The 26,960-nt window shown below is 63.8% G+C and carries 22 protein-coding genes; 14 read left to right on the top strand and 8 right to left on the bottom strand.

Annotation, left to right across the window (positions count from 1 at the left end; genetic code table 11):
- The first annotated feature begins 54 nt into the window (after positions 1-54).
- From tagH to ATH90_RS28080, 13 genes are all read left to right on the top strand, one after another.
- A complete protein-coding gene (gene tagH / locus ATH90_RS28140) occupies positions 55-1,383 on the top strand; it encodes a type VI secretion system-associated FHA domain protein TagH (RefSeq protein ID WP_098467587.1) in 1,329 nt (442 codons plus the stop codon).
- Positions 1,384-1,440: 57 nt separating this feature from the next.
- On the top strand, positions 1,441-1,950 hold the full coding sequence (gene tssJ, locus ATH90_RS28135) for a type VI secretion system lipoprotein TssJ (RefSeq protein ID WP_034110316.1): 510 nt from the start codon (positions 1,441-1,443) through the stop codon (positions 1,948-1,950).
- 18 nt (positions 1,951-1,968) lie between these two features.
- Complete coding sequence (tssK, locus tag ATH90_RS28130; RefSeq protein WP_034110314.1) at positions 1,969-3,303, top strand: type VI secretion system baseplate subunit TssK; 1,335 nt, start codon at positions 1,969-1,971, stop codon at positions 3,301-3,303.
- A gap of 6 nt (positions 3,304-3,309) precedes the next feature.
- Positions 3,310-4,599, top strand: a complete 1,290-nt coding sequence (locus tag ATH90_RS28125) for a DotU family type VI secretion system protein (protein ID WP_098467586.1) — start codon at positions 3,310-3,312, stop codon at positions 4,597-4,599.
- Positions 4,596-8,096, top strand: a complete 3,501-nt coding sequence (gene tssM, locus ATH90_RS28120) for a type VI secretion system membrane subunit TssM (RefSeq protein WP_098467585.1) — start codon at positions 4,596-4,598, stop codon at positions 8,094-8,096. Before ATH90_RS28125 ends, tssM begins: the two co-directional genes overlap by 4 nt.
- On the top strand, positions 8,093-8,746 hold the full coding sequence (tagF, locus tag ATH90_RS28115) for a type VI secretion system-associated protein TagF (RefSeq protein WP_098467584.1): 654 nt from the start codon (positions 8,093-8,095) through the stop codon (positions 8,744-8,746). The genes tssM and tagF overlap by 4 nt, the downstream gene beginning before the upstream one ends.
- Complete coding sequence (locus ATH90_RS28110; protein WP_034110307.1) at positions 8,747-9,466, top strand: PP2C family protein-serine/threonine phosphatase; 720 nt, start codon at positions 8,747-8,749, stop codon at positions 9,464-9,466.
- A complete protein-coding gene (locus ATH90_RS28105; RefSeq protein ID WP_098467583.1) occupies positions 9,463-12,444 on the top strand; it encodes a serine/threonine-protein kinase in 2,982 nt (993 codons plus the stop codon). Before ATH90_RS28110 ends, ATH90_RS28105 begins: the two co-directional genes overlap by 4 nt.
- Positions 12,444-13,148: an ABC transporter ATP-binding protein gene (locus ATH90_RS28100; protein WP_098467582.1), complete on the top strand. Its 705-nt coding sequence runs from the start codon at positions 12,444-12,446 to the stop codon at positions 13,146-13,148. The genes ATH90_RS28105 and ATH90_RS28100 overlap by 1 nt, the downstream gene beginning before the upstream one ends.
- Entirely contained in the window at positions 13,148-14,332 is a 1,185-nt protein-coding gene (locus ATH90_RS28095) for an ABC transporter permease (RefSeq protein WP_098467581.1), read from the top strand. The genes ATH90_RS28100 and ATH90_RS28095 overlap by 1 nt, the downstream gene beginning before the upstream one ends.
- Positions 14,325-16,034: a formylglycine-generating enzyme family protein gene (locus ATH90_RS28090; RefSeq protein ID WP_098467580.1), complete on the top strand. Its 1,710-nt coding sequence runs from the start codon at positions 14,325-14,327 to the stop codon at positions 16,032-16,034. Before ATH90_RS28095 ends, ATH90_RS28090 begins: the two co-directional genes overlap by 8 nt.
- An 84-nt stretch (positions 16,035-16,118) precedes the next feature.
- Positions 16,119-17,042 carry a type VI secretion system-associated lipoprotein TagQ gene (tagQ, locus tag ATH90_RS28085; protein ID WP_034110298.1) on the top strand — a complete coding sequence of 308 codons (924 nt, stop codon included), beginning with the start codon at positions 16,119-16,121 and terminating at the stop codon, positions 17,040-17,042.
- A 124-nt stretch (positions 17,043-17,166) separates the two neighbouring features.
- The gene (locus ATH90_RS28080) at positions 17,167-17,541 is read left to right on the top strand and encodes a hypothetical protein (protein WP_003195530.1); all 375 of its coding nucleotides are present in this window, start codon (positions 17,167-17,169) and stop codon (positions 17,539-17,541) included.
- Positions 17,542-17,660: 119 nt separating this feature from the next.
- On the opposite strand, the gene ATH90_RS28075 is transcribed toward ATH90_RS28080, so the two are convergent.
- From ATH90_RS28075 to exbB, 6 genes are all read right to left on the bottom strand, one after another.
- The gene (locus tag ATH90_RS28075; protein WP_034110297.1) at positions 17,661-19,061 is read right to left on the bottom strand and encodes an aminoacyl-tRNA deacylase and HDOD domain-containing protein; all 1,401 of its coding nucleotides are present in this window, start codon (positions 19,059-19,061) and stop codon (positions 17,661-17,663) included.
- 145 nt (positions 19,062-19,206) lie between these two features.
- A complete protein-coding gene (gene recG / locus ATH90_RS28070) occupies positions 19,207-21,282 on the bottom strand; it encodes an ATP-dependent DNA helicase RecG (protein WP_098467727.1) in 2,076 nt (691 codons plus the stop codon).
- A gap of 8 nt (positions 21,283-21,290) precedes the next feature.
- Positions 21,291-22,211: a hydrogen peroxide-inducible genes activator gene (locus tag ATH90_RS28065; RefSeq protein ID WP_015886540.1), complete on the bottom strand. Its 921-nt coding sequence runs from the start codon at positions 22,209-22,211 to the stop codon at positions 21,291-21,293.
- A 223-nt stretch (positions 22,212-22,434) separates the two neighbouring features.
- Complete coding sequence (locus tag ATH90_RS28060; RefSeq protein ID WP_017526805.1) at positions 22,435-23,184, bottom strand: TonB family protein; 750 nt, start codon at positions 23,182-23,184, stop codon at positions 22,435-22,437.
- Complete coding sequence (gene exbD, locus ATH90_RS28055; protein WP_017526806.1) at positions 23,181-23,606, bottom strand: TonB system transport protein ExbD; 426 nt, start codon at positions 23,604-23,606, stop codon at positions 23,181-23,183. Before exbD ends, ATH90_RS28060 begins: the two co-directional genes overlap by 4 nt.
- Before the next feature lie 6 nt (positions 23,607-23,612).
- Positions 23,613-24,593: a tonB-system energizer ExbB gene (gene exbB, locus ATH90_RS28050; RefSeq protein WP_034110296.1), complete on the bottom strand. Its 981-nt coding sequence runs from the start codon at positions 24,591-24,593 to the stop codon at positions 23,613-23,615.
- Between the two features lie 186 nt (positions 24,594-24,779).
- Here exbB and ATH90_RS28045 point away from each other — a divergent pair, with 186 nt between their 5' ends.
- A complete protein-coding gene (locus ATH90_RS28045) occupies positions 24,780-25,631 on the top strand; it encodes an SDR family oxidoreductase (protein WP_098467579.1) in 852 nt (283 codons plus the stop codon).
- A gap of 124 nt (positions 25,632-25,755) precedes the next feature.
- Here the strand turns inward: ATH90_RS28045 and ATH90_RS28040 are convergent, their stop codons facing one another.
- Both ATH90_RS28040 and ATH90_RS28035 read right to left on the bottom strand, forming a co-directional pair.
- Entirely contained in the window at positions 25,756-26,499 is a 744-nt protein-coding gene (locus ATH90_RS28040) for a hypothetical protein (protein WP_034110292.1), read from the bottom strand.
- A 56-nt stretch (positions 26,500-26,555) separates the two neighbouring features.
- Positions 26,556-26,936, bottom strand: a complete 381-nt coding sequence (locus ATH90_RS28035; protein WP_003176922.1) for a RidA family protein — start codon at positions 26,934-26,936, stop codon at positions 26,556-26,558.
- Between the last annotated feature and the right edge of the window lie 24 nt (positions 26,937-26,960).

Here is a 26,960-nt window from a genome sequence, read left to right as displayed (position 1 = left end):
GGGAGGCGCTGTCCCTGGAATCGACCGTGCGCGAAGTATCAGCAAGGAGGCAAGATGTCGCTGTGTTTGACTATCACTAGTTATCACAAGATTACCCCTGGGCAGTGCTCCGAAAAGTCCATGAACCAGGGCGTGATGGCTATCGGCCGCAGCTCGGATAATGACTGGGTTTTGCCTGACCCAGAGCGCCTGGTCTCCTCGCAACATTGCGTTATTCAATACAAAGAGGGTCGTTATTATTTAACCGACAACAGCACAAACGGTGTGGAGTTGGTTAAAGCCGGTATTCGCATGCGCCGGGGTAACAGTGAGCCACTGCAAGATGGTGAGCTGATCCGTATCGGCGATTACGAGATCCAGGCGCGCATCGACTTCAACGTGCAGGTCGCCGACAGCCAGCCGTTTGCCGGCGATTCACCGAACAGCTTTGAAGCGTTGATGGGTGCCGTGGTGAACAAGCCCGCGCCAGCCCAGGCGCCAGTGATCGCGCCGCAGTTCCAGGGAGCCTCCGCGATGGATACGCTACCGGACCTGTTTGATTTTCTCAGCCCCACCGCCGTGCCGCCGCCGACCGCGCCGGACCACGTGCCTTCCGAGCAACACGACTTCCGCCCGCCGACGCCGGTCGTCGTGCCCGTGGCCGAGACGCCCGTGGTCTCGGGCTCGGTGATTCCCGAAGACTGGGACCTGTTTGGCGACACGCCAGCGCCCGTTGCCAGTGCGCCGCCGCCCCCACCACAGATCATCCAGCCGCCACCTGTGGTCGAGCCTGCGCTCCCCGTTGCAGATAGCCAACAACCCGATCTTCTGCAAGCCTTCCTGCGCGGCGCGGGCCTTGATCAATTGCGCCTGGACAAGGCCCAGGCGCAGGCCCAGATGGAAAACATCGGCCGTAGCTACCGCCTGATGGTCGAGGGCCTGATCGACGTGTTGCGTGCCCGTGCCAGCCTCAAGGGCGAGTTTCGCATGCAGCAGACGATGATCCAGCCGGCGGAAAACAATCCGTTGAAATTTGCCCCGAATGCCGACGAAGCGTTGCTGCTTTTGCTTCGCCACGGCAACCAGGCGTTTATGGCACCGGACCTCGCCGTACGCGACAGTTTCAATGATCTGCGCGCCCACCAACTGGCGGTGATGGCCGGCGTGGAAGCCGCGATCAAGCACCTGCTCAGCCGCTTCGAGCCGGCGCAACTGGAAGAGCGCATGGGCAAGCCTGGGGGGCTGTCGAGCCTGTTCAATGGCTCCCGGCAGGCCCAGTACTGGCAGCAGTTTACCGAGCTCTACAGCAATATTTCCCGCGAGGCCCAGGAAGACTTCCAGGACCTGTTCGGCCGCGAATTCAGCCGAGCCTACGAAGAACACAGCGCACGACAGCGTCGATAAAGCCGCACCGCAACACATGGATTAACGGATAGCTAAGTACGTCATTGAGGACGCAGGATGATTCCCAGGTTTTTACTCGCAGTCGCCACTTTGCTGCTGCTGACGGCGTGTGCCAAAGACGCCGCCAACCCCGAAACCGCCGCCGAGGCAGACGCGAATACTGCCGCCGTCGAGCTGCACTTTCATGCGATCAGCGGGCTTAACCCCGGCGCCAACGGCCAGGCTGCCCCGGTGCGGGTGCGCATCTTCGAACTGAAGAACGCCGCCACCTTCGCCCGCTCCGATTACTTCGCCCTCGCTGACCGGGCGCAATCGACCCTGGGCCTGGACCTGCTGGACCAGGACGAGGTGATGGTGCAACCCGGCGAGCAGCTGAGCCTCCAGCGCGATCTCGACCCTTCCACGCGCCAGATTGGCTTGCTAGTGGGCTATCGCGAGTTGGACCGCGCGCAATGGCGCACGGTGATCAACGTGCCCGCGCGCCAATACACCGAATACCAGATCAGCCTCGATGTGCGTGCCGTGCGCGCCGACGTCGTGGCCACCCCATCCAGCCCTGCCCAATAAGAAGCAATCGGAGCCCCCATGTCCTGGAACAATCGCGTGGTCTGGTCGGAAGGCATGTTCATCGGAACGCAGCACTTCCAGCAGCATGACCGTTACCTGGAGAACCTGATCGACGCCCGCAGCCGCCCGTTGTCGGCGGGTGCCTGGGGGTTTTCCGAGCTGCTGATCGACCAGGGCCTGCTGGCCCAGGGCAAGCTGGCGATCGTGTCGGCGCGCGGTCTGTTGCCCGACGGTACGCCGTTCAACATTCCCCAGGACGACCTGGCGCCAAGCCCGCTGAACATCGACGACAACCTGCGCGACGGCCTGGTGTACCTGGCGCTGCCGCTCAAGCGTGCCGGCGCCCGCGACACGGTGGATGAAGGCGAGGCCCTGGAAGCCGCGCGTTATGTGAGCCAGGTGCGGGAAGTGCGTGATGACAACGCACCGTTCGAAAACCGCGCCCCGGTAGCCGTGGGCTCCCGAGCCTTGCGCCTGCTGACCGCCCAGGATGGCATCAGCGATTACGCTGCCATCGGCCTGGTGCGCATCAAGGAAAAGCGCGCCGACCGTGCGCTGGTGCTCGACGACACCTATATCCCGCCGGTCCTGGACGTCGCCGCGAGCAAGCCGCTGAGCGCCTTTCGCAGCGAACTGCTTGGCCTGCTGCATCAGCGCGGCGAAGCCCTGGCGGGGCGTGTGGTCGCGTCGGGCGCCGGTGGCGCGTCGGAGATTGCCGACTTCATGCTGCTGCAACTGGTCAACCGTGCCCAACCGCTGATCCAGCATCTGAGCCAGTTGAGCCCTTTGCACCCGGAGCGCTTCTTCAGTGAATTGGTGAGTCTGGCCGGTGAGTTCTCGACCTTCTCGACCTCGGGCCGTCGCCCTCAGGAATACCCGCAGTACCAGCACGACGACCTGGCACTGAGCTTTGCCCCGGTGATGGCCGCACTGCGTGAAGCGCTGTCGATGCTGATCGACAGCAAGGCCACGCCGATCCCGATTGTCGAGAAAGCCTACGGCGTGCACGTGGCGATGCTGGCCGACAAGACCCTGCTCGACAACGCCAGTTTCATCCTGGTAGTGCGCGCCGATGTCCCCGGCGAAACCCTGCGCGCGCGCTTCGGCCAGCAGAGCAAAGTCGGCTCGGTGGAGCACATCCGCGACCTGGTCAACCTGCAACTGCCGGGCATCAGTCTGTTGCCTCTGCCGGTGGCGCCACGCCAACTGCCGTACCACGCAGGCTCGACCTACTACGAGTTGGATCGCGGCAGCGAGCACTGGCAGCAGTTGGGCAACTCCGGTGGCTTCGCCTTCCATATCGCCGGGCAGTTCCCGGGCTTGAACCTGGCCTTCTGGGCGATCCGAGGATAATCCGCGATGCATCCCAATGACGATGACCGCACCCAGTTCATGCCGCGTCCGGGTGGCCGGGCGCCGGAACCTGCGCGTGCCGAACCTTCGCCTCTGGCCATGCCGGCGGCGCCGATGCTCACCGGCAAGAGCCAGGGCCTCAACCCGCTGGAAAGCGCTGCCGGGCCGTTGCTGGCGCTGCTGACACGCCTGCGCAACACCATTGCCCACCCGGCACCGGCCAGCCTGCGCGCGCAGTTGTTGGCTTACCTGCGCCAGTTTGAAGAGCGCGCCGAAGCGGCCGGCATTGCGCGCAACGAAGTGCTGCTGGCGCGTTACGCGCTGTGCACTGCGCTGGATGAAGCGGTATTGAGCACGCCCTGGGGCAGCACCAGTGACTGGGGCAAGCAGAGCCTGCTGATCACCGTGCACAACGAAGCCTGGGGCGGTGAAAAGGTCTTCCAGTTGCTCGACCACTGCCTGCAAAGCCCTCGGGAACGCCTGTACCTGCTGGAGCTGTTGTACCTGTGCATGTGCCTGGGTTTCGAAGGCCGCTACCGTGTGATGAACGACGGTCGCAGCCAGTTGGAAGCCCTGCGTGAACGCACCGCCGCGGCCATTCGCAGTGCCCGTGGCGAACACGAGCGTGAACTGTCGCCGCACTGGCGCGGCGTGACCGTGGCCCGCGATCGCCTGGCGCAATTCATGCCGCCGTGGATCGCCGTGGCCATTGGCGTCGCGCTGCTGCTGGCGTTGCTGTTTGGCTTGCGCCTCAAGTTGGCGTCGGATGCCGAGCCGGTGTTCAAGAATATCCATGCCCTGGGCGAGATCCCGGTGCAGGCCATCGACCGTCCGGTGGCGCAGCCCAAAGTCATTGAGCGCCCGCGCCTGGCGGGCTTCCTGGTGGAAGACATCAAGGCCGGGCGTGTCGCCGTGGAAGATGCGGTCGACCGTTCGGTGGTCACCATCCGTGGCGATGAACTGTTTGCGTCTGCCAGCTCCAGCATCGTCGATGACTACCAGCCACTGATGCTGCGCATCGCCGACGCCATCCGCAAGGTCAAGGGCCAGGTGCGCGTGACCGGGCACAGCGACAACCGCCCAATTGCCACGCTGCGTTTCCCGTCCAACTGGGCGCTGTCCGAAGCGCGGGCCAAGTCGGTGCTGGAGATCCTCGCGGCCAAGACTGGCCAGGCGGACCGCTTCAGCGCCGAGGGGCGAAGCGACACCGAGCCGGTGGCGACCAATGCCACCGCCGAAGGCCGTGCCCGCAATCGTCGGGTTGAAATCACCGTATTGGCGGAGGGCGTCGAGTGAAGGCGTTTTTCAGTTTCATGATTCGCTGGGTGATTCCCGTGCTGGGCCTGATCGCCCTGAGCCTGATCATCTGGTTTGTCGGGCCGTTGCTCGATGTGCTGGTGCCGGAAGGCCGGCGTTGGGCGCTGATCATCCTGGTGTTCGCGGTGTGGCTCGCCTACCGCGTGTTCCGCATCGTCCAGGCCCGTCGCCAGGCCGCCGAAGTGATGCGCAGCCTGGCCGCCGAAACCCCGGCCGACCCCAACAGCGTCGCTACCGCCGAAGAACTCACCACCCTGCGCCAGCGCATGGACGAGGCCCTGGCACTGCTGAAAAAGGCCAAGCTGGGTGGCGATGAACGCCGCAACCTCTACGAGCTGCCGTGGTACGTGATCATTGGCCCACCGGGTTCGGGCAAGACCACTGCGCTGGTCAACTCCGGGCTGCATTTCCCGCTGGCCGCGCAGTTGGGCGCCGGAGCCGTGCGTGGTGTCGGCGGTACGCGCAACTGCGACTGGTGGTTTACCGACCAAGCGGTGTTGCTCGACACCGCCGGCCGCTACACCACCCAGGACAGCAACTCCACGGTGGATAAAGCCGCGTGGCTGGGCTTCCTCGACCTGCTGAAAAAGCAGCGCTCGCGCCGCCCGATCGATGGCGCTTTCATCGCCATCAGCCTGTCGGACCTGTTGTTGGGCACCGACGCCGAACGCGCCGCCCATGCCGCTGCCATCCGCCTGCGCATCCAGGAGCTGTACACCCAATTGGGCGTGCGCTTCCCGATCTACCTGATGCTGACCAAGCTCGACCTGGTGCCGGGCTTCATGGAGTTCTTCGACAACCTCAGCAAGGAAGAGCGCGCCCAAGTGTGGGGCATGACCTTTGCCCTGGACGACGGCAAAAACAGCGACAGCCCGCTGGCGCACCTGCAAAGTGAGTTCGCCGGCCTGGAGCAGCGCCTCAACGAACGCCTGGTCGAGCGCCTGCAACAGGAGCGCGACCCGGCGCGGCGCGACCTGATCTACGGCTTCCCGCAGCAGTTCGGCGCGTTGAAAGATTGCCTGCAAAGCTTCCTCGAAGGCGTGTTCAAGCCCAATGCCTTTGAAGAGCGCGTATTGCTGCGGGGTGTGTACTTCACCAGTGGCACCCAGGAAGGCAGCCCGATCGACCGTCTGATCGGCGCGATGGCCCAGAGCATGAACCTGGACCGCCAGCACCTGGCGCGCCAGAGCGGTACAGGGCGCAGTTACTTCATCGAAAAACTCTTCACTGCGGTGGCCTTTGCCGAGCGCGGCCTGGTGGGGGTGAACCCGAAGGTCGAGCGTCGACGCAAGTGGATTGCACGCGGTGTGCTGGCTGCCACCGTGGCGTTGGTCGTGGTGGTCAGTGGCTTGTGGTGGGTGAGTTACCGTGCCAACCAGGCGTATATCGCCCAGGTTGACCAGAAAGTCGCTCCACTGGGCCAGACTGTGCAGAACCTGAGCCCGGCACAGCGCGAAGTCCTCGCCGTCCTGCCATTGCTCAACGCCGTGAAGAACCTGGCGGGCGACTCGCCGAGCTGGTCCGAGGGGCTGGGGCTGTACCAGGGCGATATGCTCGAAGCCGAGTCTGCCAGTGTCTACCGCAAGCTGTTGATCGCGGTGTTCGCGCCACGCCTGGTGACGCGCATCGAAGAGCAGCTGCACGGCGGCGGCAATTCCGATTTCCTCTACGAAGGCCTCAAGGCTTACTTGATGCTCGCCGACACCGAGCATTACGACCCGGATTTCATCAAGGCCTGGATCGCCCTCGACTGGGACCGCAACCTGCCACGCGACCTGCCGGCCGATCAGCGCCAGGCACTGGCCGGGCACTTGCAGTCGCTGTTCGAACGCCATCCACCGAGTGCACGTCTGGACGCACGCTTGATCGATGACCTACGTCGCCAGTTGCAACAACTGCCAGTGGCCCAGCGGGTGTATGACCGGGTCAAGCGCCAGAAACTGCCCGAAGGCATCCCGGACTTTCGCATCAACGAAGCTGCCGGCCGTGACGCGGCGCTGGTGTTCAGCCGCAAAAGCGGCAAGCCGTTGGGCGAGCCGCTGAGCGGGTTTTTCACCGCCAACGGCTATCGCCAGGCGTTCCTGGCGAGCAGCCTGAACCAGACCGGTACCCTGGCTGAAGAGCAATGGGTGCTGGGCCAAGCGCAGGCCGACCAGCAGAACGTGGTGAGCCTGGCCGCGGATGTGCGGCGCCTGTATTTCCAGGACTACCAGCGCCAGTGGGATGCGTTGCTGGCGGACATCGACTTTGTCCCGATCACCAGCGTGGCCCAGGCGGCCGACGTGCTGCGGGTGATCTCCGGCCCGACCTCACCGCTGAAAAAACTGCTGGTGGCCGTGGCCAGGGAAACCGATCTGCAAGCCGAGGAACGCCAACTGGCGGCCAAGGGCGTGCCGGTGGAAGGGGGTGTCGACAAGCTCAAGGAGCGCCTGGGCAGCCTGCTCGGCCAGGAGCAACCGACTGCGAATGCGCCTGCGGCGGCGGATGATCCGGTGACCGCGCACTTTGCCGAACTCAACGGCATCGTCAGCAAGAACGAAGGCGAGCCGGCGGCCATCGATGGCCTGCTTACCGACATGAATGCGCTGTATGTGCAGGTCAGTGCCATGGTCGGTGCCAGCGGCGACGCCTTGCTCGGCGAGGCGAAGAACCAGGCGGCGGCTGCGGCCACGCGGGTTAGCCTGAATGCCGAGCGCCAGCCTGCGCTGGTACAGGGCATGGTCAAGTCGGTGGTCAATTCCACCACCAACAGCATGATGGGCGGTGTACGTAACCAGTTGAACGCGGCCTGGGTCAGCGAAGTGGTCAACGTGTATCGCCAGTCCCTGGCCGGCCGTTACCCGATGTCGCCGGGCAGTGCGCGGGATGCCACCCTGGACGACTTCGGTCAGTTCTTCGGCGTGGGCGGGGTGATGGACAATTACTTCCGCAAGTACCTGCAACCTTACGTGGACACTTCCGCGCAGACTTGGCGCTGGCAGCCGGGTGCGGCACAGAAACTCGGGATTGCACCGGGTGTGCTGCAGACCTTCCAGCGTGCCGCGTCGATCCGCGATGCGTTCTTCCGCGCCGGAGGCACTCAACCCGTCGTGCGTTTCGAACTCAAGCCGGTGTCGATGGACCCGACCATCACCCAATTCCTGCTTGACCTCGACGGCCAGCAATTGAGCTACGACCACGGCCCGAGCCGCCCGGTGGCGATGCAATGGCCGAACCCCGGCAGCATCGGCGTGGTGCGTATCTCCATCATGCCGCCGTCGGCCAGTGGCCGTTCGGGCGTGACCCTGGACGGGCCGTGGGCCTGGTTCCGCTTGCTGGAACAGTCGGACCTTACCGCCGGTAATTCGCCGGACCGTTTCAACCTGCGCCTGCGCGTCGATGGCGCGAGCATCGCCTACGAGCTGCGCGCCAACAGTGCCTTCAACCCGTTCAAGAGCCGCGTGCTCAGCGGCTTCAGCCTGCCGGAGCGGCTATGACGTCGCTGGGTTTCTACGGCAAGTTGGCCAGCCGGGGCGATTTTGTCAGTCGCGCCTTGCCCCAGAGTTTCATTGGCCCATGGGACAGCTGGCTGGCGGCGGGTTTGCTTGCCAGCCAGAACAGTCTCGGTAGTGACTGGCTCAACACCTACCTGGTCAGCCCGCTCTGGCGCTTTGTGCTGGCGCCGGGCGTGTGCGGGCCGGATGCGGCGGCGGGTGTGGTGATGCCGAGCATCGACCGGGTGGGGCGCTATTTCCCCTTGGCGGTAGTGGCGTTGCTCGACCACGACACCAATCCTGCCTCGCTGGTGGGCGGGCCGGACACCTGGTTCGAGCAGGTCGAAACGCTGTTGCTCAGCACCCTGGATACCGGCGCCACCTTCGAACACTTCAATGAAGGCCTCGATAGCCTGGGTCTCCCGGCAAGTGAACCGCGCGCGGTGGATAGCCGTTTTGCCGGTTTGCAGCGGGTGGCCGCCACCCTGCCGCACCAGCGCATGACCGCGCTCGCCGAACAGGCCTGCGACGGTGCGAGCCTGTGGTGGGGCCGGGGTTCGCAGGCGATTTCCCCTGGTTTGTTGCGGTGTCAGGGCCTGCCTGCCACCGGCGATTTTGCGCAGTTTTTGCTCGGACAAGAAGGTGTGGTGTAGATGGGGTCGACGTATAAATCCGCGAGCAAGAGCCATGTGGGCATGGTGCGCCAGGTCAACGAAGACGCCTGCCTCGACCTGCCGGAAAACCGCCTGTGGGTAGTGGCCGATGGCATGGGCGGGCATGCGGCGGGGGACTATGTGAGCAGCCTGATCGTCGACAGCCTGCGCAGCGTGCCGGTGGGGCGCTCGCTGGATGAATACACGGCGGCGCTGCGCAACGACCTGCTTCGCATCAACACGGCCGTACGTGAAGAAACCGCCAACCGTGGTGTGACCATGATGGGCAGCACCGTGGTGCTGTTGGCTGCCCGTGGCTTGCGCGGTGTGTGCCTGTGGGCCGGTGACAGTCGCTTGTATCGCCTGCGCGACGGCCTGCTCGAAGGCATTTCCCGCGACCACAGCTACGTCCAGGACCTGCAAGACAGCGGCCTGCTCAGCGAAGCCGACGCCCGTACACACCCGCGCGCCAATATCGTCACCCGCGCCATTGGTGTGGAAGCCCACTTGGACCTGGCGGTGGTCGACCTGTTGATCGCCCCCGGTGACAGCTACCTGCTGTGCAGTGACGGCCTGAACAAGACTGTCGAAGACCATGAGATCCGCGAAGTCCTCAGTCACGACGCTCCGGATGAAATCGTGCGCAGCCTGGTGCACCTGGGGCTCAACCGAGGCGCGCCGGATAACATCACCGCCATTGTCGTGAAGGTATCGCCATGAACATCGTCATCCCGGGTTATGACATCGAAGGCGAGATCGGCGAAGGCGCCATGGCCAGCGTGTACCTGGCGACCCAGCGCTCGCTGGAGCGCAAGGTGGCGTTGAAGGTGATGGCGGCGGCGCTGGCGGCAGACCCGAGTTTTTGCGAACGCTTCCTGCGCGAGGGCAAGACCCTGGCGCGCTTGTCACACCCGCACACGGTGACCATCCATGACATCGGCAACGTCGGTGAGCTGTACTACATGGCCATGGAATACCTGCCCAACGGTACGCTCAAGGAGCGCATCGCTGCTGGCATGACCCCGGAGCAGGGCGTGACGCTGATCCGCCAGATCGCCTCGGCGCTGGGTTATGCCCACGCTCAAGGCCTGGTGCACCGCGATGTCAAACCGGCGAACATTCTGTTCCGCGCCGATGGCACGGCGGTGCTGTCCGACTTCGGGATCGCCAAGTCGCTGGATGATCGGACCCAGTTCACCCAGGCCGGGTTCGCCGTGGGCACGCCGAGCTACATGAGCCCCGAACAGGCGCGGGGCCAGGAGATCGATGGCCGCGCCGACCTGTATGCATTGGGTGTGGTGTTGTATGAAATCCTGGTCGGCAAGCTGCCCTATAACGGCACCGATGCGCTGTCCACGGCGCTGGCCCACCTGACCGAGCCGTTACCGGAACTGCCGGTGCACCACGGCCGTTACCAGGAGGTGCTGCGCAAGCTGTTGGCCAAGGACCCCGCGGAGCGTTTCCCGGATGCGGCGGCCTTGTTGCGGGCGCTGGATAACCTGCCGGCAGAGTCGCCGGAGGCCACCCTGGTACGACCGCTGCCCATCCCACTGAGCTTCGATCTGGCGGGCATGACCCCGGTCACGATCGATATTCCGACCGATAAACCGCAGCCCCAACCCGTCGTGCGCCAGCCAGTGGTGACACCGACGCAACACCATGCCGTGTCCGAGCAGCGTCGTGGTCCGGTGCTGGCGCTGGCCGCCGTGGCGGTGGCGGTTGCCTTGGCCATCGGCGGGGCCAGTTACTGGTGGTTGAGCGGTAGCGATGAGCCCGTTGCCAAGCCGCCCGCTGCGGTGCTGCCGCCAGTCACGCCACCCCCTGCGGTAGCCGAGGTCGATGGCGGCCAGCGTCCGTTGCTGATGGCGGGCAAGAAGACCCTGTTCCAACGCGTGCTCAGCAAGCCGGGCGCCAGGCTTTCAGCTGACGCAGGCAGTGCGCCGGGCAAAGCCCTGCCAGCGTTTTCCGTGCTTTACGTTTACCAGCGCAAGGACATCGACGGCAGCCCGTGGGTGCGCGTCGGTGCCGCCACCGATGGCCGCAGTGACGGTTGGTTGCCGGCGTCGCAAGTCAGCGACTGGAAACAGAGCCTGGTGTTGAAGTTCACCGAACGCTCGGGCCGGGCGCCGGTGATGTTCCTGCGCCAATCCGCAGAAGTCGAGAAACTGCTGGCCGATCCTTCAGCAGCCAAAGGCGTGCTGGCCAAGGCGCAGAAAAACAGCGAAGACAACAGCCAGATCCTGGCCCTGGAACCGAGCGCCAGCGCGGTGCCGCAGAACCAGTTCTACCTGTTGCCGATCTTCGACGCCAAAGAGAGCTTCGACGAAAACGGCCAGCCGGTGCAGTTGCTCAACGTGGCTTCCATCGACCCCGGCAGCAGCGCAGCCTCCAAGCCCTCGACCCCGGTGATCAATGCCAACGCCGACGCCTTCCGCACGGCGGTGGTGTTGGTGGTGGACACCACCGTGTCGATGCAGCCCTATATCGACCAGGTTCGCGACGTCGTGCACGAGCTGCAGACCCGGATTGCCGAGCGCGGTGAGCTGGACAGTGTCAGCTTCGGGATGGTTGGGTTTCGCAGCAGCATCAAGAAAACCCCAGGCCTGGAATACGTGGCCAAGACCTTGATCAGCCTCGAGCAGGGGCGCGACCCGCAGCGTTTTCTCGACATGGCGCGCCAGGTCAAGGCGTCCACGGTGTCCAGCCATTCCTTCAACGAAGACGCGTTCGCCGGCGTGATGCAGGCGGTGGATGGCATGGATTGGTCCGGCTACGGTGGGCGCATCATCCTGTTGGTCACCGACGCCGGTGCGCTGCGCAAGAACGACCCGTTTGCCGCTACCCAGATGAACGAAGCCGAAGTGCGCCAAGCTGCGCTGGGCAAGCAGATCAAGATCTACGCCCTGCACCTGCGCACCGACGCCGGCAAGAAAACCCATGCCGGTGCCGAGAGCCAGTACCGCATCCTCACCGCTGACGCCAACCCGCAGATTGGCGACCTCTACACGCCGGTGCCCGGTGGCGATGTGCGCAAGCTGGGTGAGCGTGTGGATGAGATCGGCACGGTGTTCGCCAACCTCGTGCACCAGGTGCGCAGCAACACGCCGCAGCCGGTGCCATTGCTCAACAGCGCACCGAGCCTGGCGGACAAGTCCGCAGCGGTGGGTTATGCCATGCACATGGATTTCCTCGGTCGCAAAGCCGCCAGCCAGGCGCCGCAACTGGTCAGCGCCTGGACCGCCGACCGCGACCTGACCAACCCGGCACTGCCGGCGTTCCAGGTGTGCGTGATGCTGACCAAGTTGCAGCTCAACGATCTGCAGCAGTCGCTGAAGTTGATCGTCGACGCGGCGCGCAAGACCCAGACCTCGCCCAAGGACTTCTTCCAGGAGATCGCCAGCGCCTCGGCCTACATGAGCCGTGATCCGCAAGCCCTGCGCAAGGGCGGCAACCTGGCCGACGGCGGCATCCTCGGCGAATACCTGGAAGGCCTGCCGTATCGCAGCAAGTCGCTGAACATGACCCAGGACTTGTGGTTGTCGTTGAGCGTGGCCGAGCAGGAAGACTTTATCGACGAGCTGGATTCGAAGATCCGTCTCTACGAAACCTTCCACAATGACGTGGCCAACTGGGTCCGTTTCGGCGACGCCGAGCCGGGCGATGCGTTGTACCGCGTGCCGTTGTCGACGTTGCCGTGATGCTGAACCTGAGCGCGGTGCACAAGAGCCGGGGTGTCGGTAGCCAGCGCTATAGCCTGGTGATTCCGGCGCTGACGCTGCGTGAGGGTGAGCAATTGGCGATTGTCGGGCCCAGCGGTTGCGGCAAGAGCACCTTGCTGGACCTGCTGGCGCTGGTATTGGCGCCGGACCAGGTCGGGCAGTTCGAATTCCATCGGCACGACATCGCCGGGCTATGGCGCGGCGATCAGCAATCCACGCTGGCCGCGCTGCGTAGCCAGTATCTGGGGTATGTGCTGCAAACTGGCGGCCTGCTGGGTTTTCTCGATGTGCGCGCGAATATCGCCTTGTCCCGGCAACTGCTGGGCTTGAAGGACGACGGCAGCGTGGCGCGCCTGGCCGAGCAGTTGGAGATCAGCGACCAGTTGGCCAAGAAGCCGGCGGCGCTCTCGGTGGGCCAGCGCCAGCGGGTCAGCTGTGCCCGCGCGCTGGCCCATGCACCGCACCTGGTGCTGGCGGACGAGCCGACGGCGTCCCTCGACCCTTTGAATGCCGAGCGCGTGATGCAGGCGCTGCTGACCCAGGCTCGCGAACATCGTGCGGTCTGCGTGATTGCCACCCATGACGAGCCCCTGGCACGGGCCAGTGGCTTGCAGGTGCGGCGCATCAGTTGCCGTCGCGACACCGACGGCGGTGTCACTGCCACCCTTGGGGAGGCGTGCTGATGCGCATCGGTCTGGTGGCGTCGCTGGCCTGGCAGGACTATCGAAACGATGCCTGGCTGTCCGCCTGTTCGGTGCTCGCGCTGGTGGCGGTGATCGCGCCGTTGCTGGTGTTATTCGGCCTGAAATTTGGACTGGTTAGCAGTTTGACCGAACGTTTGGAGACCGACCCTGCCACCCGTGAAATTATTCCGCTGGGCGGTGGTCGATTCAGCAGCGCCTTTATCGAGCAGCTCGGCCAGCGCAGCGACGTAGCGTTTGCGCTGCCGCGTACACGGCAGATTGCGGCGACGGCGCAGGTGGGCTCGCTGGCCCTGGAGATGCTACCGACCGCCTCGGGTGATCCGTTGCTGGCCGGTCTGCCGGTGCCACAGGGCCTGGACCAGATCGTGCTGAGCCACACCGCCGCCGAGAAGCTCGCGGCGCGGCCAGGGGATTGGCTGGACGTCCGTTTTGCACGGCAAGTGGCGGGACGCGTGGAAGCCCAGCGCACGCGCGTGCGGGTGCTGGCGGTACTGCCGCTGGAAGCCTTTGCCCGTGACGGTCTGTTCGCCGATCTGACATTGCTGGAAGCGGCGGAAGACTATCGCGACGGCCTGGCGGTGCCGGCGTTGGGGTGGAACGGTGAGGCGGTGGGGGTGAGTGAGCAACGGGTCTACCCGGCGTTCCGCTTGTATGCCCGCAACCTTGTCGATGTGGAGCCGCTGCGGGTGTACTTCGCGGGGCAGAACCTGTTGGTGTCGACCCAGGCACAGACCATCGCGCAGGTGCAGTCGTTGAGCCGCAACCTGTCGATCGTGTTCTGGGTGATCTGCGGGTTGGCGTTGGCAGGGGCGTTTGCGGCGATCTTTGCCGGTGCCCTGGCCGCCGTCGCCCGCAAGCGGCGGGAATTGTCGGTGCTGCGCCTGCTGGGGTTTTCCACGGGCGGGCTGCTGTTGTTCGTGGTGGTGCAGGCGCTGTACAGCGCAGGTTTGGCTGGCGTGCTCAGTGCCGGGCTGTATGGCCTGGCCGAGGCAGCGTTGAATAAGCTGTTTGTGCAGGTGCCGGGCGAACACGCCAGTCACCTGCTGGCACGTCATTACGGCCTGGCCCTGGTTGCAGTCCTCGGCGTCAGCGCCGTGGCGGCGGCCTGCGGTGGTTGGCGAGTGGCGCGGATCCAGGCTTCTGAAGGAATCAGAGATGTATAAGTTACTGGGCGCCTGCGTGGCGCTGACCCTGGCCTCGATGGTCTGGGCCGATGAGGCGAGTGACAAGCTCGACAACCCCAAGCCGTTGGAAGGCGACGTCAGCCTGCCACTGCCGTGCGAAGGCAACATGGTGTTCCGCTACGCCTATGTGCTGGCCCAGGGCACCCTGGATGACCGCGAGATCAGCCTCGGCTACCCCTTCGCCGAAGGCGAGGCGGGTTATCAGCAGTCGTTTATTTCCGGCTACCGCCGCGACTTCATCAACGGCCAGTTCACCCTCAAGGACCTGCCCAAAGATTGGAACAAAGTCATCGCGCCCTTGATGCCGAAGACCGACGCCAAGACCCCGCTCAAGCCCATGCTGTACTTCATCGGCAAGTACGAAGTGACCGCTCGCCAATACGCCCAGGTGATGTCCCAGGCGCAGTCGCTGGCCAGTGGCGAACCCGCACCGGCGTGCGATGCACCGACCGGCATGGCCGGACGCTTGCCCAAGGTGAAGCTGTCGCGCTTCGAAGCCGAGCGCTTCTCGGCGGTGTACAGCGCCTGGCTGATGAAATACCACCGTGAGCGGCTACCGGTCAGTGGTCGCGGTTCTTCAGCGGATGATGGTGGTCTCGGTTTTGTGCGCCTGCCCACCGAAGTGGAGTGGGAATTCGCCGCCCGCGGCGGTCATGCGGTCAGCCGCCAGGACTTGGAAGGGCGCCTGTTCCCCCGCCGCGTCGAAGGCAGTGACAGCGACGGCCCGCTCGGCGATTACGCGGTGTTCAACCAGGTGGCCGGCGGCACCGGCCAAGCCGCGCGCCTGATGCCCATCGGCACCAAATTCCCCAACCCGATCGGCCTGTTCGATGTGATCGGCAACGCGGCGGAAATGGTCCAGGAATCTTTCCAGCTGGTGCACGCCGGGCGTCGCCAGGGCACCTATGGCGGGTTTGTGGTCAAGGGCGGCAACTACCTCGAAGGCGAGGGCACGCTGTTCACCGGCATGCGCCGTGAATATCCGCTGTTCGCCGCCGATGGCACCGAGCAAAGCAACGAGACCACCGGTTTTCGCGTGGCGATCGGCGCGCTGTCGGCGCCGCGTTCGCGCTACAAGGAGCTGTTCGCTCAGTGGCAGAAAGAGGGCCGACTGGCGTCACTGACCGATGCCATCGACGACGCCCAGGACCCGACCAAACGCCTGGACAGCATCATCGCCGCCAGCGTCGACCCCAAGCTGCAAGCCGAGCTTGGGCTGGTCAACGAGGAGCTCAAGCGCAACGTCTCGCTGATCGCCCAGCAACGTGAAGAAGCCGCGGGCAACCTGATTCAGTCGGCCGCGCTGGTAGCCGAGACCATCGCCAACTACAACATTCGCCTGGCCAACCTGCAGAAGAGCCGCCAGCAGGCCCTGGACAACAAGGACCAGGCCAGCGCGCAGCTGTTTGAAATGGCCATCACCAATGGCCGCAGCGCGCTGGATGGCGCGGTGGCGATCTATATCGACAACCTGGCCACCGGCACGCGCTACACGGATGCGGTGATACAGGCGCAGTTTCAGCGGATCAAGGAAGAGTTGGATCGCAAGCCGGTGCTCGGCAAGAGCCTGGTGACGCGCGCAACACTGTTCGTTCGCCATGTCGGTAACTACCGCAAGCAACAGCGGGCCGACCCGGCAACGATCTTGAAGGAATTGCTCGCAGCGAGCGGTCAGCGATGAGCGCTGGCTGTAGGGCGAGCTTGGAAGGGACTCAGGCGGCGGTGGGCCGTGCTGGGCAAGTCAAACTTAAAAGAGAACACACCTATGCTTTTTTCCCGTAAGGCGGTTTCCAAGCGTCACTTGCTGCTGATCGCGGCTGGTTTCAGCACTGTGTTGACCGGTTGCGCCACGTCGCCGTCCTCCAAGGTCGCGTCGAGCACCAAGGTCGAGTACTACCCGAACTGCTACGAGCCAGTGCAGCACTTGCGTGCGACCGATTCGGACATGACCAAGTCGGTGGTGACCGGTGCGGCCATCGGCGCGGCCGGTGGCGCACTGCTGGGCGCGCTGACCGGCGACTCCGACAAGCGTGGCCGCAACGCCGCCATCGGTGCAGCCGGCGGGGCCCTGGCTGGCGGTGCGGCGGGTTACTACACCGAGCGTCAGAAGCAGATCAGCGATGACAACCAGCGCATTGCGTCTTACTCCACCGACTTCAACAAAAGCGCGTCCGACATCGACCGCAGCACCGCATACGCCAAAGCGTCGCAGCAGTGCTACCAGAGCGCGTTCACCAAGCTCGTGGCCGATCGCAAGGCCAAGACCGTCAATGACACCGAAGGCCGCAAGCGCCTGGCGGAAATCGTTGCGGGCCTGAAGGAGTCCAATGACCTGATCGTCGCGGTCAACGGCAAAGCCAGCGAAGACCTGAACAACTACACCCAGGCCTACGAGAAAGACCTGCAGCAAGTGGGTGTGCAGCGTAACGACGTTGTCACCGTCGCCACTGCCGACACCACACCGGTCACGCCGCCGGCCAAAGGCAAGAAAGTCGTCAAACCGGCGAAAAAGAAAGTGCTGCCGGCGGTGCCACAAGAAGCGGTGACCACCGAGAAGAGCATCCAGACCGTGCAGGCCAAGCAAGCTGAAAGCAAGCAGGTCGCCAGCGCCGGCAAGGCGCAGCTCGAAGGCAGCTGCCGCGATCCGAACCTGGCCGACTGGGCACCGGTACCTTGCCCAAACGTTTAAGTAACATGCTGCTATAAGCGTCAAACGCCAGCCGATCTTCCGCTAATGCGCTAGATCGGTGGCGTTCCTTTAACAAATCGTTAAACTGCTGCGGCCACTCAATAATTACACCGAGGCCGTGTGCATGAAATTTCGTCTTCTCCTGTGGGTGCTGGGCCTGATGATGGGCAAAGCCAGCCGCACCAATCCCGCCTTCCAGCAGCAACTGGGTGACAAAGACCTGGCCTTCCAGCTGCAGACCCTCGACGGCAAGGTTGCCCGTCACTTCATCGTCAAGGACCAGCGCATCACCAGCCGCTCGGGCGTGCACCCGGCGCCGGCGTTTGCCATTGCGTTCAAGGACGCCGCCTACGGCTTCGCCACGATGCAGGCAAAGAACAAGCAACTGGCGTTCATGACGGGGATTCAGGACAAGTCGATTCAGATCAAGGGCAACCCGGCGCTGGTAATCTGGTTCCAGGGGTTGACCAAGTATTTGAAGCCGAAGAAAAAGAAGTAGGGTTTTCAGCTGGACCGAGTTGGATTCATCGCAGCCAAGCCAGCGCCCATATTTGACGGTGTTCACACATCAAAATGTGGGCGCTGGCTTGCCTGCGATAGCGGTATCAGGTGACACCCTCAGCCCTGGCTGAACTGGGACGCCAGTTCGCGCAACAGCACTTCAGCATCCAACACTTTACCCACCACTTCCTCGGCCTTGTCACGGCTCAAGCCCAGGCGCTCAAGCAGCGCATCCGGAATCGCCTCATCCGGCCCGGAGCCGATACCGCGGCTGCGCAAAAGACGTACGGCCAGGCACACCAGGTTCGGGTACTCGGCGTACTGGCCGTCGTAGGTCGGATCGTGCTGGAAGCGCAGGGCGGTGGACAGTTCGTCCGGCATGTCCCAGTAGCGCATCAGCCAGGCACCGATCTGCTCGCGGCTGATGCCCAGCAAGTGTTGCTCGACATAGCTGTGGCACAGGTGCGGGTTGACCTCCAGGTGACGGCAGATCAGTGAGAAGTGCGGCGGGAACACGTGGGCCAGCAGCAGGTAACCGAAGTTGTGCAGCAGGCCGGCAAGGTACGTCAGCCCGGCTTCCGGGCGCTGGGCACGCGGCATGGCGCGGGTCAGGCCTTCGATCACGGCGGCGGTGTAGATCGACTGGTGCCAGTACGGCGTGGACTGGTGCGGATGGTCCTTGGGCAGGCTGAGGGTCTTGCCCAGGGCCAGGCCCAGCGCCAGGTTGATCACCAGGTCAAAGCCCAGCACACGCACGATGGCGTCTTCAACGGAGCGGATCTTGCCCGGCGACGCGTAGTACGGCGAGGCGGCCCAGCTCACCACTTGCGCGGCCAGCGCCGGGTCGGTTTCCACCACGCCGGTGATGTCGTCAATGGTGGCATTGGGGTCGACGCGCAGCTTGATGATCTTCTGCGCGGTATCGGCCAACGGCGGGATCTCGATGGTCGCTTCCAGGCGCTGCTGGATGCGGCGGGCAGTGAACGCCTGCATCGCCTGGGTGATTTCCTCGCGGTCATCATTGGGGCGGTCGAGGTTGGGGCGGATATTGCTCAGCGGCTCGCCAAAGTGGCCGGCGCTGGCCTTGGTGAGCAAGGTCCTGAAGGCGTCGGTGGCGATTTCCAGCAGCAGCCCGGCTTCACCCGAATGTACCAGCAGACTCGGCTCATCAAGCAGGCTGCCTTCATACAGGCATGGCGAGCTGGTCAGGGGCGGCAGGCCTGGCAACAGGCTCAGGTCATGTTTGCCGAGCATGCGCTCGACGCGATCCGGCGACACGGCGGTGAGGCGGCGACCGGTGAGTTCGGCGAGGCGGTTGAGGTCGAGCAACTGGCTTTGCGGGAACAGCACCATCAGTGCGCCCACCGCATCTTCCAGCAACACCGCCTGGACCTTTTGCGCAGGATTCAGGCCCGGTAGATCGGCGACTTCCGCGTAGGGGATGGCGAGTTTTGCGAGCAGAGCCCGAATGACCGGCGGGGCGGTCAGTGGGGCTGTGGCGAGGGCAACTTCTGACATGGCCTGATCCAATTTCTTACATTCAACGAAGTATAACCAGCTTGATACATATGTTGGTCGACTAACTGCGGTTTGTGACGCGGTTGGCTGTGGGGGCGTGCTTTCGGGCGCCATGGCCGGCAAGCCGGCGCCTGCGGGGGGAGCGTCAGACTTGGCCGTATTGCTGGCCGTGGCGCAACCAACGGTTCAGCAACGGGCTGACATGATCCGGCCAGCGCTCCAGCAGCGCTTGCGCCGCATCGCGCACAGCCGGGAGCAGATCGGCGTCGCGCATGAGGTCGGCGACCTTGAACTGCAGCAAGCCGGTCTGGCGGGTGCCGAGCATTTCGCCGGGACCACGCAGCTCGAGGTCTTTTTCGGCGATGACAAAACCGTCATTGGTTTCGCGCATGATGCCCAGTCGCTGGCGACCGATCTGTGACAGCGGCGGGTGGTACAGCAGCACGCAATGGCTGGCGGCGCTGCCCCGGCCGACACGCCCACGCAGCTGGTGCAGCTGCGCCAGGCCCAGTCGTTCGGGGTTTTCGATGATCATCAGGCTGGCATTGGGTACGTCCACGCCCACTTCAATCACCGTGGTGGCCACCAGCAGTTGCAGGTTGCCGGCCTTGAATTCGGCCATCACCGCAGCCTTTTCAGCGGGTTTCATGCGCCCGTGGATGAGCCCGACCTTGAGTTCACCGAGGGCGCTGGTCAGGTCCTCAAAGGTGGTTTCGGCGGCCTGGCACGTCAGCTCTTCGGACTCTTCGATCAGGGTGCATACCCAGTAGGCCTGGCGACCTTCGGCACAGGCGCCGCGTACGCGCTCGATCACTTCGACACGCCGGGTATCGGTGACCAGCACGGTGTTGACCGGTGTACGGCCGGGTGGCAGTTCGTCAAGGATCGAGGTATCGAGGTCGGCGTAGGCGCTCATGGCCAGGGTGCGGGGGATCGGGGTGGCGGTCATGATCAACTGGTGTGGGTTCATGCGTCCGCCCACGCCTTTCTGGCGCAGGGCTAGGCGCTGTTGCACGCCGAAGCGGTGCTGTTCGTCGATGATCACCAGGGCCAGGTTCTTGAACTGCACTTCGTCCTGGAACAGCGCGTGAGTGCCCACCACCATCGGTGCGCCACCGGCGATTTGTTCAAGTGCTGCCGCGCGGTTCTTGCCCTTGAGCTTGCCGGCCAGCCACGCCACTTCCAGGCCCAGCGGTTCAAGCCAGCGCTTGAAGGTGATGAAGTGCTGCTCGGCAAGGATTTCGGTAGGCGCCATCAGCGCTACCTGGTAACCGGCTTCCAGCGCTTGCAGGGCGGCGAGGGCGGCGACCACGGTCTTGCCCGCGCCGACGTCGCCCTGGATCAGCCGCAGCATGGGCTCCTGCTGGCTGAGGTCGTAGGCGATTTCATTACCGACGCGTTGCTGGGCACCGGTTGGCGCGAAGCCGAGGTTGGCCAGGTATTGCGCAGGCAAGCGTGTGGCCTTGGGCATCGCCGGCGCACGCAGGGAGCGCATGCTCTCGCGCAGGCGTTGCTGGGACAGTTGGTGGGTCAGCAGTTCTTCAAAGGCCAGGCGGTGCTGGGCCCAGTGATGACCGAGGGCCAGTTCGTCGACATCGGCGTCGGCGGGTGGGTGATGCAGGTAGCGAATCGCATCGTCCAGCGGCGCCAGTTGATAGTCGCGGGCCAGCTCCACGGGCAGCCAGTCGGGCAGGCTTGTCGGGCCGAGCAGGGTCAGTGTCTGCATGCACAGTTGGCGCAGGCGTTGCTGGGTCAGGCCTTCGGTGAGCGGGTAGATCGGCGTGAGCGTGGTGGCTACCGGCGGAGGTTCATCGCCAGTGATGGCGCGGTATTCCGGGTGATAGATCTCCAGGCCTGAGGCGCCGGGGCGGGCTTCGCCGTAGCAGCGCACGCGGGTGCCGCGCTTGAGGCCTTCCTTCTGCGCATTGCTGAAATGGTAGAAGCGCAGGCTCAGGCCACCGGTGCCGTCCTGCAGGCGCACCACCAGGCTGCGGCGCTTGCCCATCACTACGTCTGCGCCGCTGACGGTGCCTTCGACTACCGCGTCCTGCCCAGGGCGCAACTGGCCGATGGGCACTACGCGGGTACGGTCCTGATAACGCAGGGGCAGGTGGAACAACACGTCCTGGAGGTTCTCCAGGCCGACCTTGGCCAGCTTCTCGGCCATGGCTTCACCGACACCCTTGAGTGCCGTCACCGACACCTGCGACAGCTCAGTCATACCCTTGCTTAGCTCGCAGCAGGCGGCTTGGCCACCGAACACAGGCGGATCGAGTCAGCAAGGATCTCAATGGCCTTGGGCCGCGGAAAGCTGGCGCGCCAGGCAATCGCCACGGTGCGGAAGGGCACCGGCGGCGTGAGTGGGCGCACTTCAATGACGCCTGGGGCGTAGTGATGGCTGTCCACCGCCGACAGTGGCAGGATCGAAATGCCCAGGCCGGATGCGACCATGTGGCGAATGGTTTCCAGGGAGCTGGACTCCACGGTAGTGTGCTTGGCGCCGTCGTTGCCCTTGGTCAGGGTTGGGCAGGCTTCGAGCACCTGGTCGCGGAAGCAGTGACCCTCGCCGAGCAGCAGCAGGCTCTTGTCGTTGAGCAGGCCGGCATCGATGGTGTCTTTCTGCGTCCACGGGTGGGAGGCCGGCATCAGCACGTAGAACGGCTCGTCGTAGAGCGGCAGGGTCAGCACGTCGGCTTCATTGAACGGCAGGGCGATGATGATCGCGTCCAACTCGCCGTTGCGCAGCTTGTCGCGCAGCACGTGGGTGAAGTTTTCTTCGATATACAGCGGCATCTGCGGCGCGACGCGGTGCAGTTGCGGGATCAAGTGCGGGAACAGGTACGGGCCGACGGTGTAGATGGCGCCGACTTTGAGCGGTGCGGTCAGTTGGTTCTTGCCGGCCTGGGCCAATTCGCGAATGCTCTGCGCTTGCTCGAGCACCTTCTGGGCCTGGGCAACAATGCCTTCGCCCACCGGGGTGAGGCGCACGGCGCTCTTGCTGCGCTCGAAAATCAGCACACCGAGTTCGTCTTCAAGCTTTTTCACGCCCACCGACAGCGTCGGCTGGCTGACGTGGCAACGCTCGGCCGCGTGGCCGAAGTGCTGCTCTTGGGCGAGGGTAACGATGTAGCGTAATTCTGTAAGAGTCATAGCGGGCGTCCATGAGGTTGCAGGCCAAGCATACCGGCTGCAATCGATAGACGCACGTTATCAGAACTTTGGTGGGGATTGAGCGGGGAATATCGGTGATTTTGCTGATGCGATGAAACCAATCTGGGCTTGCCCGCGATGCAGGCACCTCGGTCTATCAATTGGACCGAGGTGATGCTATCGCAGGCAAGCCAGCTCCCATACAAGCTGGCGCCTGCAACCCTTAGCGGCGGCGTTTCTCGATGTTGTACACGAAGGGTGCAACGATCTCGATGCTACCGCCCTTGAGCATGTCCGCTGGAGGCTTGGGCAGTGGCTGGGCACGACGGATCATGTCCAGTGTGGCGCGGTCCAGGTCGGCGTTGCCGGAGCGGCCCACCAATTCATAGGACAGCACGTTACCGTCGGCATCTACCACGAACTTCAGGCGGTTCAGGCCTTCCTTGCCACGGGCCTGGGCACCTGGCGGGTACTTCTTGTACTTCTGCAAGTGGGCCAGCAGGGTGCCTTCCCAGGACGCTTTGGCAGCGATCTGTTGCGGCGACGGGCCAGGTACGGGCTGGGCCGATTTTTCAGCGGGCGCCTGGGTCGGCGGAGCGTCGCTCGGCGGGTCCTCGGAGGGTTTCTCCTTGGGCGGCTCGATCTTCTTCTCCACCGGCTTGGGCGGCTGCGGTTTGGGCTTGGGCTTAACCGGCTTGGGCACCTGGATCGTTGGCTTGGGCGCCTCGGCCAGTTTCGGCAGGGGCAGCTCTTCCACCGGTGCAGGCGGTTGCGGCGGCGTTACCACCTTGGGCGGTGCCGGCGGTGGTGGCGCTGGCATCGGCGCCAGGTCGATGACCATGGCAGCCGGTGGCAACTGCACCGTGCGCGGCGCTGACCAATGAAGCGCGATAGCGATCGCGACGGCATGCACGCCCAGTACGACGGCGAGGCTGGTGCCATAACGCGTCAGTTTGTGGCGCGTCGTGATCATTTCTTGGCTGCCGTCTCAAGTCCGACCAGGCCTACCTTGAGGTAGCCGGCTGCCCGCAGGGCATCCATCACGCTCATCAGGTCGCCGTAGTCCACGCCCTTGTCAGCCTGGAAGAAGATCGTCGTGTCTTTCTTGCCTTGGGTCTTGGCGTCGAGCACCGGCCCCAGGGTTTCAGTCTTGACTTCCTCTTCGCCCAGGAACAGGCGTTGGTCCGCCTTGACGCTGAGGAAGATCGGTTTCTCTGGTCGCGGCGCCGGCTTGGCGCTGGACGCGGGCAGGTCAACCTTGATGTCCACGGTCGCCAGCGGTGCCGCCACCATGAAGATGATCAGCAGCACCAGCATCACGTCGATAAATGGCGTGACGTTGATTTCGTGGTTCTCGACGAGTTCGTCGTCGCCTTGATTCAAATGCAGGCCCATGGCCGATTACCCCACTTTCACCATGTGCGGTTGCGAGCTGCGCTCGGTAGGCAGGTGATCGAGGTCGCGGCTGACCAGCAGCAGGACTTCTGCCGATGCGTCCGATACCTGGGCCTTGTAGCCGGCAATCGAACGGGCGAAGACGTTGTAGATCACCACCGCAGGAATCGCGGCAACCAGGCCCAGGGCAGTCGCCAGCAGGGCTTCGGCGATGCCAGGGGCAACGACGGCGAGGTTGGTGGTCTGGGTTTTGGCGATGCCGATGAAGCTGTTCATGATGCCCCACACGGTGCCGAACAGGCCGACGAAAGGTGCGGTGGAACCAATGGTCGCCAGCACGCCGGTGCCGCTGCTCATGTTACGGCCGCAGGCCGCCACCAGGCGCTCCAGGCGGAACGCAACACGTTCCTTGATACCTTCTTTTTCGCGAGCGTTGGCCGACAGGCGCATTTCTTCGAGCGCGTCGTGCACCAGGGTGTTGGCCAGGGTGCCTTTCTTGGTCGCGCTTTCGCTGGCTTCCTTGAGGGTGGTGGCCTTCTTCAGGTGGACGATTTCATTGCGCAGGCGACGTTTGGCGCCCAACAGCTCGAAGCCTTTGGCGATCCAGATGGTCCAGGTGATGATCGAGGCGATGGCCAGGCCGATCATGACCGCCTTCACCACGACGTCAGCGTTCTGGTACATGCCCCATGGCGACAGGTCGTGGGCCATGCCCAGGGTGTTGTCGCCTTCCAGCACCACACCTGTGTCGTCGGCGGCAGCAGGGTCAGCGGCCTGGGCCGGGTCGGTGGCAGCGGGCGCAGGGGCAGGGGCTGCCGGCGCCGTGGCGTTTTGCTCGGCTGCAGCCGGTGTAGCGGGAGCGGAGGCATCCGCGAAGGCGGCGGTCGGTGCCAGCAGTACGCTGAACAGCAACGCAGCAATCGCGCGCCAGGCGCGGGATGGGCTGTGAAGCTTGGTTGGCGAAGCGGGGGTTGTATTACGTGTCATGCTGGCCGGACCTGAGTAAAAAAAATGAGTGATCGTCCTTCCAGACCCGAGGTCGAGGACAAATGGGCGGTTATTATTGCAAGTAATTCTTGTTAACAAAAGTAATACAGTTACTTTATTTGCCCTTTTTCTAGCCGGCGGTCACCTGCGAAGGCTAACCTAGACCTTTCAGTACGGAGTTTTGCGATGTCAGCGCCTTCTGTTGTAATTGCCGGTTGTGGCGATGTGGGTAGTCGGCTGGCTAGCCAGTTGCTCGCCTCGGAATGGGAGGTTCATGGCCTGCGCCGCCATATTTCGCGGCTGCCCGACGGCGTGATCGGCATCGCCGGCGACTTGTTCAAGAAGGATTGCCCTGAGACCTGGCCGATTGGCGGGGTGGATTACCTGGTGTACTGCGCCGCCGCGACGGATCACGACGAAGCCGGTTACCGCGCCGCTTACGTGCAAGGGCTCAAACATGTGTTGGAGTGGCTGGGTGACTACGGCCAGGAGCCCAAGCACCTGCTGTTTGTATCCAGCAGCAGCGTCTACGGACAGCAGAATGGCGAGTGGGTCGACGAAACGTCGGAGACTAAAGCAAAAGGTTACTCAGGGCAGGTGATGCTGGAGGCTGAGCAAGTGGCGCTCGACAGCGGCATCCCGGCCAGCATTGTGCGCCTGACCGGCATTTACGGCCCAGGTCGCGAGTGGCTGCTGACCCAGGTTCGACAAGGCTATCGCGTAGCAATCGACCCACCTTTATATGGCAACCGCATTCACGCAGATGACGCGGCGGGTTTGCTGGCCTTTTTGTTGCGGCATGTAGAAAAGGGCGGTTCGTTGGACAAGGTCTACATCGGCGTCGACGATGCGCCCGCGCCACTGGCCGAAGTGGTGGACTGGTTGCGCGAGTACCTGGGTGTGACTGAATGGGCCGATGACGCCAGTGTGCGGCGCGCCGGTAGCAAGCAATGCAGCAATGCGCGTATCAAGGCGCTGGGTTGGGTGCCGACGTACCCGACTTACCGGGAAGGCTACGCGGCGATCCTCAAAGGCTGAAATGCGCTGAAAAATGTGGGAGCGGGCGTGCTCGCGAAGGCGCAGTGTCAGTCACTGAATGTGTGCCTGATGCACCGCTTTCGCGAGCAAGCCCGCTCCCACATTTGGGTCTGTGTTCGGCTACTTATTGCTTTTCAAGCAGCCACTGGCGTGGGCCTGGCGTAAACGAAGGTACTTCGTCTGCCTGCGCAGTGTTGATCGCCTGGAAGATCTCCAGTTGTTTGCCCTTGCGGATAAAGATCCACGGGTTGCCCTGGCCATTCAACTGCAGCCAGATGCTGTCGTAGCCGCCGCTCATGGACGCGCAATCACCTGCCAGGCATAGCGAGTACTGATCGACATTCGGCAGGCCGGCGACCTTGCCGTTGGCCTGGAACTGTACGATGGCGCCGCTACCGAAGCCGTCCGCGATCTTCCAGTCACCGCCCATGTAGGCCGCGTACAGCGCACGTTCGAAGTTGGCGCCGATGGGCGCCCCGTCTGGCGCGGGTTCTTTGGCGCGGGCAAACAGCTGTTCAGGCTCGTTGTCGTTGGCCACTTGCAGCAGTTGTTTGCCTTTGCGCTTGAGTTCGGTGGCGGAGCTGCCGTAGAAATCCACGCTCCAGGCGCCGGATTTTTCACCCAGCAACTTACCTTCAGCTACTTCAAAACCGTTGTAGTAGCGGGCCTGCGAGCCCTTGGTATTGACCTCCCATTCGAGGTTCGGGCCAAAGCTCTGCAGGGCTTCACGCAAAGGCCCGCCCTTGGCTGCCGCATCGATGGCCACCTGATTGATCCAGGTGCCGCTCACATCCAGGTCGGCAGGGTTGCTGGCACAGCCGCCGAGCATCAGGGCGAGCATTGATGAGGCTACAAGCGCTTTGCGCATCATGAAATCCTTTCGAAACGAAGTCGGCGCAGCCTGTGGGGGCTGCGCCGGGTGTTTTACTCGATGACCAGAATCGCGTCCATCTCAACCTGCGCACCCTTTGGCAGGGCAGCAACGCCGATGGCGGCACGGGCTGGATACGGCTGTTCGAAGTACTTGCCCATGATCTCGTTGACCTTGGCAAAGTGGCTCAGGTCGGTGAGGAAGATGTTCAGCTTGACGATGTCCTTGAACGAGCCGCCGGCTGCTTCGGCAACCGACTTGAGGTTTTCGAAGACCTGTACGGTCTGTGCTTCAAAGCCTTCCACCAGTTCCATGGTCTTTGGGTCCAGCGGGATCTGGCCGGACATGTAGACGGTGTTGCCCGCCTTGATCGCCTGGGAGTAGGTGCCGATGGCAGCAGGGGCTTTGTCGCTGGTGATAACAGTCTTGGTCATGAATGACTCCTTGTAATGAGTGGG

Origin of the sequence: Pseudomonas lurida, from assembly GCF_002563895.1 — a bacterium.
Taxonomy (GTDB): domain Bacteria; phylum Pseudomonadota; class Gammaproteobacteria; order Pseudomonadales; family Pseudomonadaceae; genus Aquipseudomonas; species Aquipseudomonas lurida.
This window is presented reverse-complemented; position numbering and strand designations above follow the sequence as displayed.

Excerpts from the sequence above, each read along its gene's own strand:
- tagH (WP_098467587.1), top strand. The coding sequence starts at position 55 with ATGTCGCTGTGTTTGACTATCACTAGTTATCACAAGATTACCCCTGGG.
- tssJ (WP_034110316.1), top strand. The coding sequence starts at position 1,441 with ATGATTCCCAGGTTTTTACTCGCAGTCGCCACTTTGCTGCTGCTGACG.
- tssK (WP_034110314.1), top strand. The coding sequence starts at position 1,969 with ATGTCCTGGAACAATCGCGTGGTCTGGTCGGAAGGCATGTTCATCGGA.
- ATH90_RS28125 (WP_098467586.1), top strand. The coding sequence starts at position 3,310 with ATGCATCCCAATGACGATGACCGCACCCAGTTCATGCCGCGTCCGGGT.
- tagF (WP_098467584.1), top strand. The coding sequence starts at position 8,093 with ATGACGTCGCTGGGTTTCTACGGCAAGTTGGCCAGCCGGGGCGATTTT.
- ATH90_RS28110 (WP_034110307.1), top strand. The coding sequence starts at position 8,747 with ATGGGGTCGACGTATAAATCCGCGAGCAAGAGCCATGTGGGCATGGTG.
- ATH90_RS28105 (WP_098467583.1), top strand. The coding sequence starts at position 9,463 with ATGAACATCGTCATCCCGGGTTATGACATCGAAGGCGAGATCGGCGAA.
- ATH90_RS28100 (WP_098467582.1), top strand. The coding sequence starts at position 12,444 with ATGCTGAACCTGAGCGCGGTGCACAAGAGCCGGGGTGTCGGTAGCCAG.
- ATH90_RS28095 (WP_098467581.1), top strand. The coding sequence starts at position 13,148 with ATGCGCATCGGTCTGGTGGCGTCGCTGGCCTGGCAGGACTATCGAAAC.
- ATH90_RS28090 (WP_098467580.1), top strand. The coding sequence starts at position 14,325 with ATGTATAAGTTACTGGGCGCCTGCGTGGCGCTGACCCTGGCCTCGATG.
- tagQ (WP_034110298.1), top strand. The coding sequence starts at position 16,119 with ATGCTTTTTTCCCGTAAGGCGGTTTCCAAGCGTCACTTGCTGCTGATC.
- ATH90_RS28080 (WP_003195530.1), top strand. The coding sequence starts at position 17,167 with ATGAAATTTCGTCTTCTCCTGTGGGTGCTGGGCCTGATGATGGGCAAA.
- ATH90_RS28075 (WP_034110297.1), bottom strand. The coding sequence starts at position 19,061 with ATGTCAGAAGTTGCCCTCGCCACAGCCCCACTGACCGCCCCGCCGGTC.
- recG (WP_098467727.1), bottom strand. The coding sequence starts at position 21,282 with ATGACTGAGCTGTCGCAGGTGTCGGTGACGGCACTCAAGGGTGTCGGT.
- ATH90_RS28065 (WP_015886540.1), bottom strand. The coding sequence starts at position 22,211 with ATGACTCTTACAGAATTACGCTACATCGTTACCCTCGCCCAAGAGCAG.
- ATH90_RS28060 (WP_017526805.1), bottom strand. The coding sequence starts at position 23,184 with ATGATCACGACGCGCCACAAACTGACGCGTTATGGCACCAGCCTCGCC.
- exbD (WP_017526806.1), bottom strand. The coding sequence starts at position 23,606 with ATGGGCCTGCATTTGAATCAAGGCGACGACGAACTCGTCGAGAACCAC.
- exbB (WP_034110296.1), bottom strand. The coding sequence starts at position 24,593 with ATGACACGTAATACAACCCCCGCTTCGCCAACCAAGCTTCACAGCCCA.
- ATH90_RS28045 (WP_098467579.1), top strand. The coding sequence starts at position 24,780 with ATGTCAGCGCCTTCTGTTGTAATTGCCGGTTGTGGCGATGTGGGTAGT.
- ATH90_RS28040 (WP_034110292.1), bottom strand. The coding sequence starts at position 26,499 with ATGCGCAAAGCGCTTGTAGCCTCATCAATGCTCGCCCTGATGCTCGGC.
- ATH90_RS28035 (WP_003176922.1), bottom strand. The coding sequence starts at position 26,936 with ATGACCAAGACTGTTATCACCAGCGACAAAGCCCCTGCTGCCATCGGC.